Origin of the sequence: Neorhizobium alkalisoli, from assembly GCF_007829835.1 — a bacterium.
In the GTDB taxonomy this organism is placed as follows: domain Bacteria; phylum Pseudomonadota; class Alphaproteobacteria; order Rhizobiales; family Rhizobiaceae; genus Neorhizobium.
In genome coordinates this window covers 688,215-701,750 of sequence record NZ_VIWP01000003.1, presented here as the reverse complement: position 1 = coordinate 701,750, position 13,536 = coordinate 688,215, and the positions used below count along the sequence as shown (strand labels likewise).

General features: G+C 60.6%; 16 protein-coding genes. 7 read left to right on the top strand and 9 right to left on the bottom strand.

Annotated features, from left to right (window positions below; translation table 11 throughout):
• Positions 1-38: 38 nt before the first annotated feature.
• Entirely contained in the window at positions 39-920 is an 882-nt protein-coding gene (locus FHW37_RS14295; RefSeq protein WP_145637589.1) for a LysR substrate-binding domain-containing protein, read from the top strand.
• Positions 921-1,034: 114 nt separating this feature from the next.
• Here FHW37_RS14295 and FHW37_RS14290 read toward each other — a convergent pair whose 3' ends face one another.
• Both FHW37_RS14290 and FHW37_RS14285 read right to left on the bottom strand, forming a co-directional pair.
• Entirely contained in the window at positions 1,035-2,939 is a 1,905-nt protein-coding gene (locus FHW37_RS14290) for a HAMP domain-containing methyl-accepting chemotaxis protein (RefSeq protein WP_145637587.1), read from the bottom strand.
• Positions 2,940-3,337: 398 nt separating this feature from the next.
• On the bottom strand, positions 3,338-3,739 hold the full coding sequence (locus tag FHW37_RS14285) for a rhodanese-like domain-containing protein (RefSeq protein ID WP_145637585.1): 402 nt from the start codon (positions 3,737-3,739) through the stop codon (positions 3,338-3,340).
• Positions 3,740-3,823: 84 nt separating this feature from the next.
• Here FHW37_RS14285 and ftrA point away from each other — a divergent pair, with 84 nt between their 5' ends.
• Positions 3,824-4,834 carry a transcriptional regulator FtrA gene (gene ftrA / locus FHW37_RS14280; protein WP_145637584.1) on the top strand — a complete coding sequence of 337 codons (1,011 nt, stop codon included), beginning with the start codon at positions 3,824-3,826 and terminating at the stop codon, positions 4,832-4,834.
• A 15-nt stretch (positions 4,835-4,849) separates the two neighbouring features.
• Here the strand turns inward: ftrA and preA are convergent, their stop codons facing one another.
• Both preA and FHW37_RS14270 read right to left on the bottom strand, forming a co-directional pair.
• Positions 4,850-6,163 carry an NAD-dependent dihydropyrimidine dehydrogenase subunit PreA gene (gene preA, locus FHW37_RS14275; RefSeq protein ID WP_145637582.1) on the bottom strand — a complete coding sequence of 438 codons (1,314 nt, stop codon included), beginning with the start codon at positions 6,161-6,163 and terminating at the stop codon, positions 4,850-4,852.
• Between the two features lie 12 nt (positions 6,164-6,175).
• On the bottom strand, positions 6,176-7,540 hold the full coding sequence (locus tag FHW37_RS14270; protein WP_145637580.1) for an NAD(P)-dependent oxidoreductase: 1,365 nt from the start codon (positions 7,538-7,540) through the stop codon (positions 6,176-6,178).
• Between the two features lie 204 nt (positions 7,541-7,744).
• Between FHW37_RS14270 and FHW37_RS14265 the strand changes: the two genes are divergently transcribed.
• The 4 genes from FHW37_RS14265 (at position 7,745) to FHW37_RS14250 (ending at position 9,581) form a co-directional block, all read left to right on the top strand.
• A complete protein-coding gene (locus tag FHW37_RS14265; protein ID WP_145637578.1) occupies positions 7,745-8,173 on the top strand; it encodes a hypothetical protein in 429 nt (142 codons plus the stop codon).
• Positions 8,174-8,410: 237 nt separating this feature from the next.
• The gene (locus tag FHW37_RS14260) at positions 8,411-8,743 is read left to right on the top strand and encodes a FliM/FliN family flagellar motor switch protein (RefSeq protein ID WP_145637576.1); all 333 of its coding nucleotides are present in this window, start codon (positions 8,411-8,413) and stop codon (positions 8,741-8,743) included.
• A 234-nt stretch (positions 8,744-8,977) separates the two neighbouring features.
• The gene (locus FHW37_RS14255) at positions 8,978-9,385 is read left to right on the top strand and encodes a DUF2325 domain-containing protein (RefSeq protein WP_145637574.1); all 408 of its coding nucleotides are present in this window, start codon (positions 8,978-8,980) and stop codon (positions 9,383-9,385) included.
• Positions 9,366-9,581 carry a hypothetical protein gene (locus tag FHW37_RS14250; protein ID WP_210249290.1) on the top strand — a complete coding sequence of 72 codons (216 nt, stop codon included), beginning with the start codon at positions 9,366-9,368 and terminating at the stop codon, positions 9,579-9,581. Before FHW37_RS14255 ends, FHW37_RS14250 begins: the two co-directional genes overlap by 20 nt.
• A gap of 25 nt (positions 9,582-9,606) precedes the next feature.
• Here the strand turns inward: FHW37_RS14250 and FHW37_RS14245 are convergent, their stop codons facing one another.
• From FHW37_RS14245 to FHW37_RS14235, 3 genes are all read right to left on the bottom strand, one after another.
• Positions 9,607-9,927 (bottom strand): DUF423 domain-containing protein, encoded by a 321-nt coding sequence (locus tag FHW37_RS14245; RefSeq protein ID WP_145638058.1) that lies wholly within the window; start codon positions 9,925-9,927, stop codon positions 9,607-9,609.
• Positions 9,928-9,982: 55 nt separating this feature from the next.
• A complete protein-coding gene (locus FHW37_RS14240; protein ID WP_145637570.1) occupies positions 9,983-10,372 on the bottom strand; it encodes a group II truncated hemoglobin in 390 nt (129 codons plus the stop codon).
• Between the two features lie 125 nt (positions 10,373-10,497).
• Positions 10,498-10,695 (bottom strand): hypothetical protein, encoded by a 198-nt coding sequence (locus FHW37_RS14235; RefSeq protein WP_145637568.1) that lies wholly within the window; start codon positions 10,693-10,695, stop codon positions 10,498-10,500.
• Positions 10,696-10,913: 218 nt separating this feature from the next.
• On the opposite strand from FHW37_RS14235, the gene FHW37_RS14230 reads away from it, so the two are divergent.
• Positions 10,914-11,141, top strand: coding sequence for a hypothetical protein (locus FHW37_RS14230; protein ID WP_145637566.1), 228 nt, complete (start codon positions 10,914-10,916; stop codon positions 11,139-11,141).
• 10 nt (positions 11,142-11,151) lie between these two features.
• On the opposite strand, the gene FHW37_RS14225 is transcribed toward FHW37_RS14230, so the two are convergent.
• Together FHW37_RS14225 and FHW37_RS14220 are read right to left on the bottom strand one after the other, a co-directional pair.
• A complete protein-coding gene (locus FHW37_RS14225; RefSeq protein WP_145637564.1) occupies positions 11,152-12,198 on the bottom strand; it encodes a tartrate dehydrogenase in 1,047 nt (348 codons plus the stop codon).
• 144 nt (positions 12,199-12,342) lie between these two features.
• Positions 12,343-13,506, bottom strand: a complete 1,164-nt coding sequence (locus FHW37_RS14220) for a mandelate racemase/muconate lactonizing enzyme family protein (protein ID WP_145637562.1) — start codon at positions 13,504-13,506, stop codon at positions 12,343-12,345.
• Positions 13,507-13,536 lie beyond the last annotated feature (30 nt).

Here is a 13,536-nt window from a genome sequence, read left to right as displayed (position 1 = left end):
CCAGCTGTAGGCTTTCACGTGAAGACGGAGTATCCGGGGTGACGCTCGAACAATTGCGGATCTTTCTCGAAGTGGCGTCGCGCGAGCATGTGACTCGGGCGGCCGAGGCGCTCAATCTCAGCCAGTCGGCAGTAAGTGCTGCCGTTTCTGCGCTTGAGGCCAGACATGGGGTCATTCTCTTCAACCGCGTCGGGCGCCGGATCGAGCTGACCGAGGCAGGCCGGCTCTTCGTGCCGGAAGCAAGGGCGGTGCTGGAAAGGGCGAGTGCTGCCGAACATGTGCTGGCTGATCTCGGCGGCGCTGCGTCCGGCGTGCTGCGTGTCCATGCCAGCCAGACGGTCGCGAGCTACTGGCTGCCGTCGCGGCTCGTCAGTTATCATGAGCGCCTGCCGCGCGTGGATCTGAAACTGACTGTCGGCAATACGCAAAGCGCCGCCCAGGCGGTGCTGGAAGGCGCGGCGGAACTTGCCGTCGTCGAGGGCGATATCGCGCTCGACGGACTGACGCGTCACCGGGTGGCGGAAGATCGTCTGGTGCTGGTCGTCGGAAGCCGGCATGCCTGGGCGGACGGCAGGCCGATCGCGCCAAAAGATCTGACCGAAAGCAACTGGATCATGCGTGAGGAGGGGTCGGGCACACGATCGGCCTTCGAGGCGCATCTCGTCAGTCTCGGCATCGATGCCGGCATGCTTTCGGTCGTCCTCGAAATGCCCTCCAACGAGGCGGCTATGGCAGCTGTCGAGGCGGGGCTTTCGGCAACGGTCATTTCCAGTCGCGCGGCCGAAGCGCACTCGACCTCCGGTCGGCTGCATATCGCCAATTTCCAGATGCCACCGCGGCAGTTCTGGGCGCTGCATCACGCGAGAAGGCATGTGACGCGGGCGCTTTCCGGCATGCTCGAGTTGCTGGAAGAGGCGTGATGCGGCTCGCTGATGCGGGAGGCGGTCTAGTAAAAACAAAGCCCGGCATCCTTGGGAATGCCGGGCTTCTTGATAGGTCGAGATAGCCAGAGATCTCCGGCCGCCATGATCCGATCAGGCGGCGCGGGCGTGGCGGGCGGCGGGGCGCTCGTTGCTGTCCAGCTTGAAATTGCGCAGGATCGACTGCAGCTGGCGGCTTTCTTCGGCAAGCGTCTCGCTGGCGGCGGTGGTTTCTTCCACCATCGCGGCGTTCTTCTGGGTCATCTGGTCCATGTGGTTGACCGAGGAATTGATCTCGGCCAGCGCCGTTGCCTGTTCGCGGGCGGCGGTGGTGATCGATTCCACATGGGCGTTGACGCGGTTGACGAGGTTTTCGATCTCGAGAAGCGCATCACCGGTGGAGCGGACCAGCGAGACGCCGCCTTCGACTTCGGCAGCCGAAGTGCTGATCAGGGTCTTGATCTCCTTGGCAGCGTTTGCCGAACGCTGGGCAAGCTCGCGAACTTCCTGGGCGACGACGGCGAAACCGCGGCCGGCTTCACCGGCACGGGCTGCTTCAACACCGGCATTCAATGCCAGGAGGTTGGTCTGGAAGGCGATTTCGTCGATGACGCTGATGATCTGGCTGATCTTCGTGGACGAGTCCTCGATACGGCCCATGGCGGTGACGGCGCTGCGGACGATCTCGCCCGACTTGGCAGCGCTCTGCTTGGTCTCATGCACCATGTCGCGGGCTTCCGTGGCGCGGGCCGAGGCGGCGCGGACGGTTGCGGTGATCTCGTCCAGAGCGGCTGCCGTTTCCTCGAGGGCCGCGGCCTGCTGTTCGGTGCGCTTGGAGAGGTCGTTGGCAGCCGAGCTCAGTTCGGCCGAGTTGTTGTTGATCGTGCCGGCGGCGGCGCGAACATTGTTCATCGTGCCACGCAGGCGCACCATCGTCGTGTTGACATTGGTCTGCAGTTCGGCAAACGCGCCCTGGAACTGGCCTTCCATGCTCTGGGTCAGGTCGGCATCGGCAAGCGAAGCAATGACGCGGCGCACTTCGGTGACGGCCAGATCGACGCTGGCAACCAGTTCGTTGACGCCGGCCGCGAAGCGGTTGAGGTCGCCGTTCTGGTAATCCTTGGTGATGCGGCCGGAATAATCGCCGGCGACAGCCGAGGCGACGACCGTGGAAATGCTGCTCTGCAGATCGCTCGAGCGTTCGTGCAGGGCAGCTTCCTGGGCCTTCAGATCACGCATGGCGAGCGCGTTGCTGCGGAAGATTTCCACAGCGCCGGCCATTTCGCCGATCTCGTCCTTGCGGTTCGTATCGACAGAGATGTTTTCCATCTCGCCCTGGGCAAGGCGGCTCATGGCCGAGGTCAGCGAGCGGATGGGGCCGACAATGCCGCGGCGGGCGACGAGCGTGCTGATCGCCGAGCCGAGGATGATGAAGCCGATCGTGGCGAGGCCTGCGATGATCATCGCCGTGTTCGACGAGGCGACGGCATCGGCGCGGGCGGCGGCCAGCGTGTTGCCGGAATAGGTGGAGTAGACCTTGACCGTGTCGGTGACGACCTTCTGGCCATCAAGCGCCTTCTTCAGCGCGCCGCCGATCGCGGCAGCATCGGTCGGGTTCTTTTCAGCCACGTCGACCATGGCGCGGATCATGCCGAAATAGCTGTCGAGCGCAGTCTTGATCGTGGCGATCTGCTGCTTTTCGGTGGCGTCGGCCGTGGATTCGATCTTTGGCAGGCGGGCCAGCATTTCGGAGGAGCGCTTGTCGGTCTCGGCGCGGAAATCCTTCGCCTTGTCCGGCGCTGCAGCCAGCTGGTAGGTCATGCGGCTGATGGCGATGATGTCGACGCGAAGGTCCATCGCCTCACGGGCAACCTCTTCGCGGCCGCCGACGGTCGTCATCGCCTTCTGCAGGCCGTAGAGACCGGTGCCGGAAACGCCGGCGATGATCAATGAAGCAATGCCCATCACAACGACGACGAGGCCGATCTTCTTCGAAATGGATATATCTTTAAACGCCATGGTGTGCACCAATCTGTTCCTGCCCAACACACATCTCCATGGCGCGTCTCATCGTTCGCGTCAGGATGTCTGGCTAAGGTCTTGCCACATCTAGACTAATTGCAGGTTAAAATGTCGCAGCCAGACCTGATGGTCTAAGGCGGAGGCGGCTAAAACGGCGATTTGCCGATCAATATTATCAGTGTCGGGCAATTGCTCAGTAAAGGTTCCGCTAAAACTCTTTTAAAGTCGTATACTTCCCGATTTCAGGCGTTGAATGGTTCCACTGTGTTGCGGTGCGGCAATTTTGAGTTTCCCGCTTTATTTCAACGTTTCTCTGGTCAAAACCATCGAGGGAAATCTGCGCAGACACAATTTTTATCGCACTGCACGCGGTTCGTGCAGTGCGATTTTTGCATTCAATCGGAACCGGATGCGGTGTCAAAGCCCTCATCCGCCCAGCCGGTCATGCCACCAATCATGACTTTTACCGCATAACCGAGGCTCGCCAGGCGGAAGGCCGCCTTGTCGGTGCCGTTGCAATGCGGTCCGGCGCAATAGACCACGAAAAGCGTCTCGGCCGGCCATGCGGACATGCGATGCGCCGTCATCTTACCATGCGGCAGATTGAGCGCACCGGGCACATGCGATCGGGCAAAGAGCGTCGGCGAACGCACGTCGAGAAGCACGAAATCGGTGGTGCCTGACGCAAACGAGGCATGCACGTCCCAGCAATCGGTCTCGAAAGCCAGTTTGCGGGCGTAATAGGCGGCGGTTTCGGCGGGGGAGGCTGCAGGTGTTTCGGCGGCGAGGCTCGGCATTTTTTAGTCCTTCCGGTGATCTGCCTTTTGATGATCTTGCGGGGTCATCATCGCCTCTGATATCGATGGGCGAAATTGGCAATAATGACGATAGGCGTAAAGATCATGCCAAATGCGCTTCGCGGCCCTCATGTCGTCGTGCTGGCCTATGACGGGCTCTGCACCTTCGAATTCGGCATCGCCTATGAAGTCTTTGGTCTGCCGCGTCCGGAAATGGGCGAGGACTGGTACCGTTATTCGGTCTGCGGCATCGAACCGGGGCCGCTGCGTGCCGCGGGTGGTCTCACCGTCTCCGTCGATCGCGGGCTGGATCTTTTGGCCGAGGCCGATCTGATCGTCGTTCCGGGCTGGCGATCGATCAATGCTGAGGTTCCCGAAGACTTGGCGGAAGCACTGCGGCAGGCGCATGCGCGCGGAGCGCGGCTGATGTCGCTCTGCTCGGGCGTCGCGGTTCTGGCCGCAACCGGTCTGCTCGACGGGCAGCGGGCGACGACCCATTGGCGTTATGTCGAGGGCATCGCTGCGCGTTACCCGAATATCAGCTTCGATGCCGATGTCCTTTACATGGACGAGGGCAATCTCCTGACCGCGGCCGGCAGTGCCGCGGGCATCGATCTCTGCCTGCATGTCGTGCGCCGCGATCACGGCGTCGATGCCGCCAACAGCGTTGCGCGACGGCTCGTCCTGCCGCCGCATCGCGAAGGCGGACAGGCGCAGTTCATCCGCACATCGGTGCCGGTGGCGCGCGAGGGCATGCGGCTTGGCCCGCTTCTCGAATGGATGCGCGAGAATCTCGGGCAGGAACAGCCAATCCGGTTCCTCGCGACAAAGGCCGGCATGAGTGAGCGCACGTTTCAGCGGCGCTTCGAACAGACGACCGGCGAAAGCGTCGGGGAGTGGCTTTTGCGCGAGAGGCTCGGGCATGCCCGGACCTTGCTGGAGGGCAGGGCGTCGCTGCCGCTCGATGACATTGCCGTCGCCAGCGGTTTTGGGACGCTGGCAACGCTGCGGCATCATTTTCGCAGGCGGCTCGGGACGAGCCCGAGCGCCTATCAAAAAGTCTTTAACGGTGCTGCCCCAGCCGCTGCCGAGTAACCGGGCGGGGAGGCTTCACTCCGCCGCCTGCCGGGCCATCGGGTTGTTCGGATGGGTCGTCCAGTTGGCGTAGTTCGGATCGACGATCTTTCCCGTGCGCTGGTCGAGATCGCCCGGTTCCAGCGCATCCATGGTGATGCAGTTCTCGACGGGACAGACGTTGACGCAGAGATTACAGCCGACGCAATCCTCTTCCTTCACCTCGAAATGTCTGACGCCATCGACCATGGACGTAATCGCCTGATGCGAGGTGTCCTCGCAGGCGATGTGACAGCGGCCGCATTTGATGCAGGCATCCTGGTCGATATGCGCCTTGGCGATATAGTTGAGGTTGAGATATTGCCAGTCGGTGACGTTGCGTACGGCGCGGCCGGTAATATCATCCAGCGTCTGGTGGCCCTTTGCATCCATCCAGTCGGAAAGACCTGAAATCATTTCCTGGACGATCTTGAAGCCGTAGGTCATGGCTGCGGTGCAGACCTGCACATTGCCGGCGCCGAGAGCTAAAAATTCGGCGGCATCCCGCCAGGTCGTCACGCCGCCGATGCCGGAAATGGGCAGGCCGAAGGTTTCCGGGTCGCGGGCGATCTCGGCGACCATATTGAGCGCGATCGGCTTGACCGCCGGGCCGCAATAGCCGCCATGCGATCCCTTGCCGCCGACCGAAGGGTTTGGTGAAAAGCTGTCGAGATCGACCGAGACGATCGAGGAGATGGTGTTGATCAGCGACACGGCATCGGTGCCGCCGCGTTTTGCGGCGCGGGCAGGGTGGCGGATGTCGGTGATGTTTGGCGTCAGCTTGGTGATGACCGGCATGCGGGTATATTGCTTGCACCAGCGCACGACCATTTCGATATATTCCGGCACCTGGCCGACGGCGGAGCCCATGCCGCGCTCCGACATGCCGTGTGGACAGCCGAAGTTCAGCTCGATCCCGTCCACTTCCGTCTCCTCGACGAGTGGCAGGATCGCCTTCCAGGCGCTTTCCTCGCAGGGCACCATGATCGAGGCGATGATCGCCCGGTCCGGCCAGTTCTTCTTCACCTCCTTCATCTCTCGAAGGTTGGTGTAGAGGTCGCGGTCGGTGATCAGCTCGATATTGTTCAATCCCAGCAGGCGGCGGTCGGCGCCCCAGATCGCGCCGTAACGCGGGCCGTTGACATTGACGACCGGCGGCCCCTGTTCGCCTAGCGTCTTCCAGACGACGCCGCCCCAGCCTGCCCTGAAGGCACGCTCGACATTATAGGCTTTGTCGGTCGGCGGTGCGGAGGCCAGCCAGAAGGGGTTGGGGGATTTGATGCCGACGAAATTGTTGCGGATATCAGCCATTGTCTTTCCCCCTCACGCCACGGCGGTCGCCGGCCGCGCGCCGGCTGCGAACATGCGGTTGATGCTTTCGGCCGCGTCGCGTCCCTGCGCCACGGCCGCAACGGTCAGATCTTCGCCGATGCCGGTGCAATCGCCGCCGGCCCAGACGTTTTCGATCGAGGTATGCCCCGTGGCATCGACCACGATCTTGCCACGCTCGAACTGCAATGCGCCGAGGCCGGAGGCGGAAAAACTCTGGCCGATCGCCTTAAAAATCTGGTCGGTGGCGAGCATGCCGGTTTCGCCGGTCATCACCAGCCTGCCGTCATCGCCGAGTGCCGTATAGGCCACTTCGAGGCCGGCCACCGCGCCATCCCTCTCGATCACCGATTTCGGGGCCAGCCAGTGGCGGATGATGACGCCATTGGCGGTCGCGAGATCCTGCTCGTAAGCCGAGGCGTTCATGCTGGCCTTGCCGCGGCGATAACAGATCGTCACTTCCTCGGCGCCGAGCAGCTTTGCCTGGATGGCGGCATCGATCGCCGTCATGCCGCCGCCGATGACGGTGACGCGCCGGCCGATCGGGATTTTTCCCTTGTCCGGTGTCTGGCGAAGCGCGGCAATGAAATCCACGGCGTCATCGACGCCTAGAAGATTCTCGCCTTCGATGCCGAGGCCGTTGACGCCGGCAAGTCCCATGCCGAGGAAAACCGCATTATATTGGCCGGTGAGGTCGGAGAGCGAGAAGTCGCGGCCGAGCGCCTTGCCGTAGTCGAAGGTGATGCCGCCGATCGCGGTGACGTAATCGACCTCGCGCTGGGCGAATTCGTCGACCGCCTTGTAGGTGGCGATACCGTATTCGTTGAGGCCGCCGGGTTTTTCACGGGCTTCGAGAATGGTGACGGAATGGCCGTGCAAGGCGAGCCGATGTGCGGCTGCCAGCCCTGCCGGGCCTGCGCCGACCACAGCGATTGTCTTGCCGCTCTCGGGTTTGCGGGCATAAAACTGCCGGCCCGCATCCATGGCAATGTCGGTCGCATAACGCTGCAGCCTGCCGATCTCGACCGGCCGGTCTTCCGCCGTGTTACGGACGCAGACGTCCTCGCACAGTGTTTCGGTGGGACAGACGCGGGCGCACATGCCGCCCAGAATGTTCTGGTCGAAAATCGTCTTGGCGGATCCGAGCGGGTTGCCAGTCGATATCTGCCTGATGAAGAGCGGGATATCGATGGCGGTGGGACAGGCCGCCATACAGGGCGCGTCATAACAGAAATAACAGCGGTCTGCCGCCACCAGCGCCTCATGCCTGTCGAGGCGCGGGTGAAGATCGGAAAAATTGGATGCGTATTCTTCGGGAGAGAGGCGTCCGGCCTCGATCCCGCTTCCCAGTCGTGCCATCCGAGTTCCCTCATTTTATGGTCATGGACAACTATTGAGGGCAGGCTAACACAGTCAAAAAATTTATCAAACGGTAAATATTTGGCGCTGAGCCTTGGTCCAGGCCGCGGAAACGCAAGGAATGTGCAAGATCTGATAATTGAACGGGTTTTGTCCTCGGGTTAGGAATTAACGATCCTTTAACCAAGTTTTCCGGCCGGCCACATGTTGCAGAACCAGAAACGTCATTATCTCGCGCAGTTTTACAGCGCGAACGACAATCCGGGCATCCGCCAGCGCAAGGCCAATCTCGTGGCGCGGGCAATCTATCCGAAAGCGGGCGGGGTCAAATCCTTTGCCAGCCTGCAGGTCCGTATCGTCGGCCTGCATGAGAATGGCGCGACCATCCAGTCCAGCGCGATCGAGTTTCTGCCGGACCATTTTTATCTCTGCCTCGGGGACGGGGAGATCTTTTTCACCTGCGCCAAGAAAAACGTGATGAAGGCGGAAATGGTCGTCTCTTTCTCCAAGCCGGAAGACACGTTCTTCATCGAGGCGTTGAGCAAGATCAACCTGCCGCTGGCGACGCTGAAGCGGATGCGTGATTCGGTTCCGCCCGTCATTCAGGCGCGCATGGTCCCGCGCAAGGCTTAAAGTCCCGCGCCGATCAGCCTACATTTTTGTGACAATGTATCGTCTTGGCCGTGCGAATTGCCAGGATCTGTGGATGTTTAGGACCTGTTAAGTTTAACGGCGGGTGCAGGGCGCATTGGAATTCCGAGCGATCTAGGCAGGGGCATGGGCCGATTCCTGCAGAGAGGGCTTCGGGCCAATCGTCTTTAATGATGTGCCCTGACCGGCACGAAAATCCATTTTCAGAAGGTGATTGTCATGAGTGATAATATGGCTGCCGAACAAGCCTCCGCCGTCCCTCCGGGTTTTGCATCCGAACGCAAGACCTCCTTTGTCCAGCAGCTGGACCTGGCGCCGCAGCGGGTGAACGATATCCCGATCGAGGTGCAGGTGGTGATCGGCAAGACGAAGGTTTCCGTGGCGCAGCTGATGGCGGCGCAGGACGGCGCCCGCTTCCGGCTGGACAAACATTTTGGCGAGCCGGTGGAGCTGCAGGTCAACGGACAGGTGATCGGTTACGGTGAAATCGTTGCCGACGACCACGACAATTTCGTCGGCATTCGCATGACAGCGCTGGAAATGGCCCGCTGATATCGGGCCTTTTACACGGTATATGGAATGCCGTCAGATAGGCTTTAGCAGCCTTTCACCTTTCGGATGCCCATGTTTTTCCTTTGATTTCAAGGCTTTCGAAGGTTCTGAAATGCCTCTTTGAAATATGAGCAAAATTATCACCTTTTAATCTTTACTCTAATAGTCAACTTAACTAAGGTGCCGCCATCGACGGGGCCGCCCCGGAAGATTCTGCCGAAAATGGGGAGCGTCATGGCGAAGAAACAGAAGCGGAAGAACGGAAACAGCCAGGAGCAGAACGAGCAGCCGGCAAAGATCGGTGCCCGTGATGTGATCGACATCCGCAGCTTCCTCTATGTCGGTGGCCGTGACTGTCAGGTTGCGCATCTGCGTGAAATCGCCAGCAAGCATGGCGCAGAGCTGATCCATCATGATGGCGGCCTGCGCGAGGCGGTATCGCGCATCGATACGGTCCTGCCATCGGTCGACTGCGTTTTCTGCCCGATCGACTGTATCAGCCACGATGCCTGCCTCAGGGTGAAGACCGGCTGCAAGAAGTTCGGTGTTCAGTTCATTCCGTTGCGCAACGGTTCGAAATCCAGCCTTGAGCGGGCACTTCAGACGATCAGGGATAGAAATGATGAAAGACGACCGTCGTGACGCAAGCCTGTTGATCGGCCTGCACAAACTGGCCGAACACAGCGGCGACGGACTGGTGCCGGAACTTTATGCGCTGATTGCAGCGCGCGAAGAGGCCGAGGCGAGTAATATAATAACCTTCCGCTCGGCTTCGAAGCCGGGCGCCTCCAGTGTTCCGGCTGCCGAAGCCGGCAAGGTTCTGATGTTCCGCAAATAGGGCGCATGCCCTGCGCATCGGAATGTCAGCGTACAGGCGACCTGAAGAAGGCGCCTGCTGCGACCACCAGCCAGCCCAGCATCATCATCGTGCCGCCAAAAGGGGCTGCGAACGGAAACAGCCGGTCGCCGAGATAATGCCGTGACACCAGATCGCCGGCAAAAACGATGGTGCCGAGCCCCAGAATGAGGGCGGCTGGTGTCGCCGTCCTGAAGAATTTATCGCCAAGATAAAGCGCCAGCAGGACCGGCGCATGCGCCAGACACATGGTCGAGGCCGAGCCGAGAAACACCGCGTCGCCGCCATGGCTTGCAGCTGCCGCAAGCGCCACTCCGCAGGCACCCATGACGCCGCTCACAAACAGAATCAACGGCCGCAGTTTGACGAGTCTTTCCAACGGCCTATTCCTTGTTCTGCATGTGCTGGGCCAGCCGTTCGACCGGCTGCCAGATGATGTCGCGCAATTTCGGGTTTTCGATCGTCTCGTCTATCGCGCGCCGGAAGCAGAGCAACCACTCGTCGCGTTCGACAGGGCCGATCTCGGCGCCGAAATGACGTGAGCGCAGGCGCGGATGGCCGTGCTTCTCGACATAGACGGGCGGGCCGCCAAGATAACCGGTGAGGTAATCGTAAAATTTCGCCTCGCTGCCGGCAAGGCTCGGCGGATGGATCGCCCGGCAGCGTGCCGCTTCGGGAAGCGTGTCCATCAGTTCGTAGAAACGTTTTGCCAGCGCGCGCACCGTGTCGTCGCCGCCGATCGCTTCATAAAGAGTGATTGTTTCGTCCGACATGCCTGTCAATCCGCATCCTCAAGGTTGCGGTGTAGCGCTGCCGGAGCACGGGAGCAAGTGACAAGCCGCCGCAGATGCGGCGGCTTTCGAGAAGCGTGAGAAGGCCAGGCCTTCAATGGAAAATATCAGCCCGAGCCAGCGTCGATTTCCGGGCCGTTGTCGTCGGGAAGCGCGCCGGTGCCCGGCGTCTTGTCCTTGTCGGTGAGATGGGCTTTCGCATGCGGGCCGGCGGCGGGATGGTTGCCGGTGACGCCGGGTTTGTCGACCTTTTCGACGGCGATGCGAGCCCTGGTGTCTTCTACTGCTTTTGCACTTTCGGCCATGGTCATCCTCCCTGTTTGAGATCACGGCTTTTGCAAAAGGACAAACGTTGCCGCCAGCAGACTGGTTCCGAGTCGTGACGCCAGGGCGGGCGGAAGGTCGCGTTGACCAATTCTTATTCATGCCCCGCAACACAACCTTATGCATGCATGGAAACGGAACCTTACGGCTTGTCGTGTCTAATGGTGTCGGGACAGGAGACCCTCAAGGAGGAATGCCAATGCTTGCTCTATTCTCGACCACCATTGCCTTGCTGCTGCTTGCCGATCTGATTGTCTGCGTGGTGGCCCGCATGAGCCGTATTCGCCAGCAGATCTATGACGAGCAATATTGCCTGAACGAGATCGCGCTGATCGAAGCCGGCATGAAGGAGGCCGTTATCGTACCGGCGCAGCCGATGACTGCGGTTCGTCCCGCAGCCGCGGGCGGTTATTCCGCCGCAGCCTGATCGTTCAGTCTTAAAGCGCTGCGGCGATCGCCTTGCCGCACTCGACCGTGTTGGCGCTGCCGCCAAGATCACGGGTCTTCAGCCTGTCGTCTGCAAGCACGGTCTCGATTGCCTGCAGGATAGCCTTGGCCGCCGAAACCTCTCCCAGATGGTCCAGCATCATAGCCGCCGACCAGATCTGGCCGACCGGATTGGCAATGCCCATTCCGGCAATATCCGGCGCCGAGCCATGAACCGGCTCGAATAGCGACGGAAAGTTCCGCTCCGGATTGATATTGCCCGATGGCGCGATGCCGATCGTGCCGGTGCAGGCGGGGCCGAGATCGGACAGGATGTCGCCGAACAGGTTGGAGGCGACAACGACATCGAACCAGTCCGGATGCAGCACGAACTGGGCGCAGAGAATGTCGATGTGATACTTGTCCCATGTCACGCCGGGATAGTTTTTCGCCATTTCCTCCACCCGCTCATCCCAATAGGGCATGGTGATGGAAATGCCATTCGACTTGGTGGCCGAAGTGAGGTGGCCCTTGCGGGAAGCCGATAGCTCGAACGCGTATTTGAGAATTCGGTCAACGCCGGTGCGGGTCATCACCGTTTCCTGCACCACGACCTCGCGCTCGGTACCGGGGAACATCTTGCCGCCGATCGACGAATATTCACCCTCGGTGTTTTCACGCACGACGTAGAAATCGATATCGCCCGGCTTGCGGCCGGCAAGCGGCGATTTGACGCCGGGCATCAGCCGGCAGGGACGCAGGCTGACATATTGGTCGAACTCGCGGCGGAACTGGATGAGCGAACCCCAGAGCGAGATATGATCCGGCACACGGGCCGGCCAGCCGACGGCGCCGAAAAAGATTGCGTCGTGACCGCCGATCTGCTGTTTCCAGTCCTCCGGCATCATCCGTCCGTGCTTTTCGTAATAGTCGCAGGAGGAGAAATCGAACGTGTCGAATTTTAAGTCGATATCGAATTTCGAGGCCGCAGCTTCGAGAATACGCAAGCCTTCCGGCACGACTTCCTTGCCGATGCCGTCACCGGCAATCACGGCGATCCTGTAGGCGTTCGAACCCTAGCCGGCCATCGGTATTTCCCTTCGTCCCATCATTGCGCCGTCGCAAGGTAACGACGGCAATCTGTCAGGCAAGTCTCTCTTCGGTCTTCAAGGGCGGACTGTGCAGCCCGCCCTTTAAAAAACTCATTCGGCCAGTTCGCGCATGACCTTGATCAGGTCGGACTTGCCTTCAAAACCGATGCCCGGCAGCTCCGGCATGGTGATATGACCGTCGATCACCTTCACGCCGTCCGGGAAACCGCCATAGGGCTGGAAGAGATCCGGATAGCTCTCATTGCCGCCAAGGCCGAGACCGGCTGCGATATTGAGCGACATCTGATGGCCGCCATGCGGGATGCAGCGCGACGGCGACCAGCCGAACTGGCGCAGCACATCGAGCGTGCGCAGATATTCGACGAGACCGTAGGAAAGGGCGCAGTCGAACTGCAGGAAATCGCGGTCGGCGCGCATGCCACCGTAACGCAGAAGGTTGCGGGCATCCTGATGCGAGAACAGATTTTCGCCGGTCGCCATCGGTGCATCGTAAAATTCCGAGATTGCCGCCTGCAGCGCATAATCGAGCGGATCACCGATTTCCTCGTACCAGAAGAGCGGATAGTCGCGCAGCATCTTTGCATAGGCGATGCCGGTTTCGAGATCGAAACGGCCGTTCGCATCGACGGCGAGTTTTGCTTCGGAGCCGATCTCTTCCAGTACGGATTCGATACGGCCGCGGTCTTCGTCGATCGAGGCGCCGCCGATCTTCATCTTCACGACATTGTAGCCGCGGTCGAGGTAACCGCGCATTTCCTTGCGCAGGGCGCTATTGTCCTTGCCGGGATAATAATAACCGCCGGCGGCATAAACGAAGACTTTCGGATTGGCCTCGCGGCCCTTCATTTCGGCCAGAAGCCGGAAGAGCGGCTTTCCTTCGATCTTGGCGACGGCATCCCAGACCGCCATGTCGATCGTGCCGACGGCGACCGAGCGTTCGCCATGACCGCCGGGCTTTTCGTTCATCATCATCTTCGCCCAGATCTTGTGCGGGTCGAGATTGGTGCCGGCATCGTTGCTCAACTCGGCCGGATCGGCCTGAAGAATACGGTCCTTGAACCGTTCGCGGATCAGGCCGCCCTGGCCGTAACGGCCGTTCGAATTAAAACCGTAACCGACGACACGGCGGCCGTCCTTGACGACGTCGGTGACGACGGCGACGAGGCTGGCCGTCATTTTCGAGAAGTCGATATAGGCGTTGCGAATGGGCGAGGCGATCGGCTTCGTGACTTCGCAGACATCAATGATACGCATTTCATGCTCCGTTCTGAATGGGTATTGCGG

Excerpts from the sequence above, each read along its gene's own strand:
- preA (WP_145637582.1), bottom strand. The coding sequence starts at position 6,163 with ATGGCTGATATCCGCAACAATTTCGTCGGCATCAAATCCCCCAACCCC.
- FHW37_RS14270 (WP_145637580.1), bottom strand. The coding sequence starts at position 7,540 with ATGGCACGACTGGGAAGCGGGATCGAGGCCGGACGCCTCTCTCCCGAA.
- FHW37_RS14240 (WP_145637570.1), bottom strand. The coding sequence starts at position 10,372 with ATGTCGGACGAAACAATCACTCTTTATGAAGCGATCGGCGGCGACGAC.
- FHW37_RS14250 (WP_210249290.1), top strand. The coding sequence starts at position 9,366 with ATGAAAGACGACCGTCGTGACGCAAGCCTGTTGATCGGCCTGCACAAA.
- FHW37_RS14255 (WP_145637574.1), top strand. The coding sequence starts at position 8,978 with ATGGCGAAGAAACAGAAGCGGAAGAACGGAAACAGCCAGGAGCAGAAC.
- FHW37_RS14235 (WP_145637568.1), bottom strand. The coding sequence starts at position 10,695 with ATGGCCGAAAGTGCAAAAGCAGTAGAAGACACCAGGGCTCGCATCGCC.
- ftrA (WP_145637584.1), top strand. The coding sequence starts at position 3,824 with ATGACGATAGGCGTAAAGATCATGCCAAATGCGCTTCGCGGCCCTCAT.
- FHW37_RS14245 (WP_145638058.1), bottom strand. The coding sequence starts at position 9,927 with ATGGGTGCCTGCGGAGTGGCGCTTGCGGCAGCTGCAAGCCATGGCGGC.
- FHW37_RS14285 (WP_145637585.1), bottom strand. The coding sequence starts at position 3,739 with ATGCCGAGCCTCGCCGCCGAAACACCTGCAGCCTCCCCCGCCGAAACC.
- FHW37_RS14230 (WP_145637566.1), top strand. The coding sequence starts at position 10,914 with ATGCTTGCTCTATTCTCGACCACCATTGCCTTGCTGCTGCTTGCCGAT.
- FHW37_RS14260 (WP_145637576.1), top strand. The coding sequence starts at position 8,411 with ATGAGTGATAATATGGCTGCCGAACAAGCCTCCGCCGTCCCTCCGGGT.
- FHW37_RS14220 (WP_145637562.1), bottom strand. The coding sequence starts at position 13,506 with ATGCGTATCATTGATGTCTGCGAAGTCACGAAGCCGATCGCCTCGCCC.
- FHW37_RS14265 (WP_145637578.1), top strand. The coding sequence starts at position 7,745 with ATGTTGCAGAACCAGAAACGTCATTATCTCGCGCAGTTTTACAGCGCG.
- FHW37_RS14290 (WP_145637587.1), bottom strand. The coding sequence starts at position 2,939 with ATGGCGTTTAAAGATATATCCATTTCGAAGAAGATCGGCCTCGTCGTC.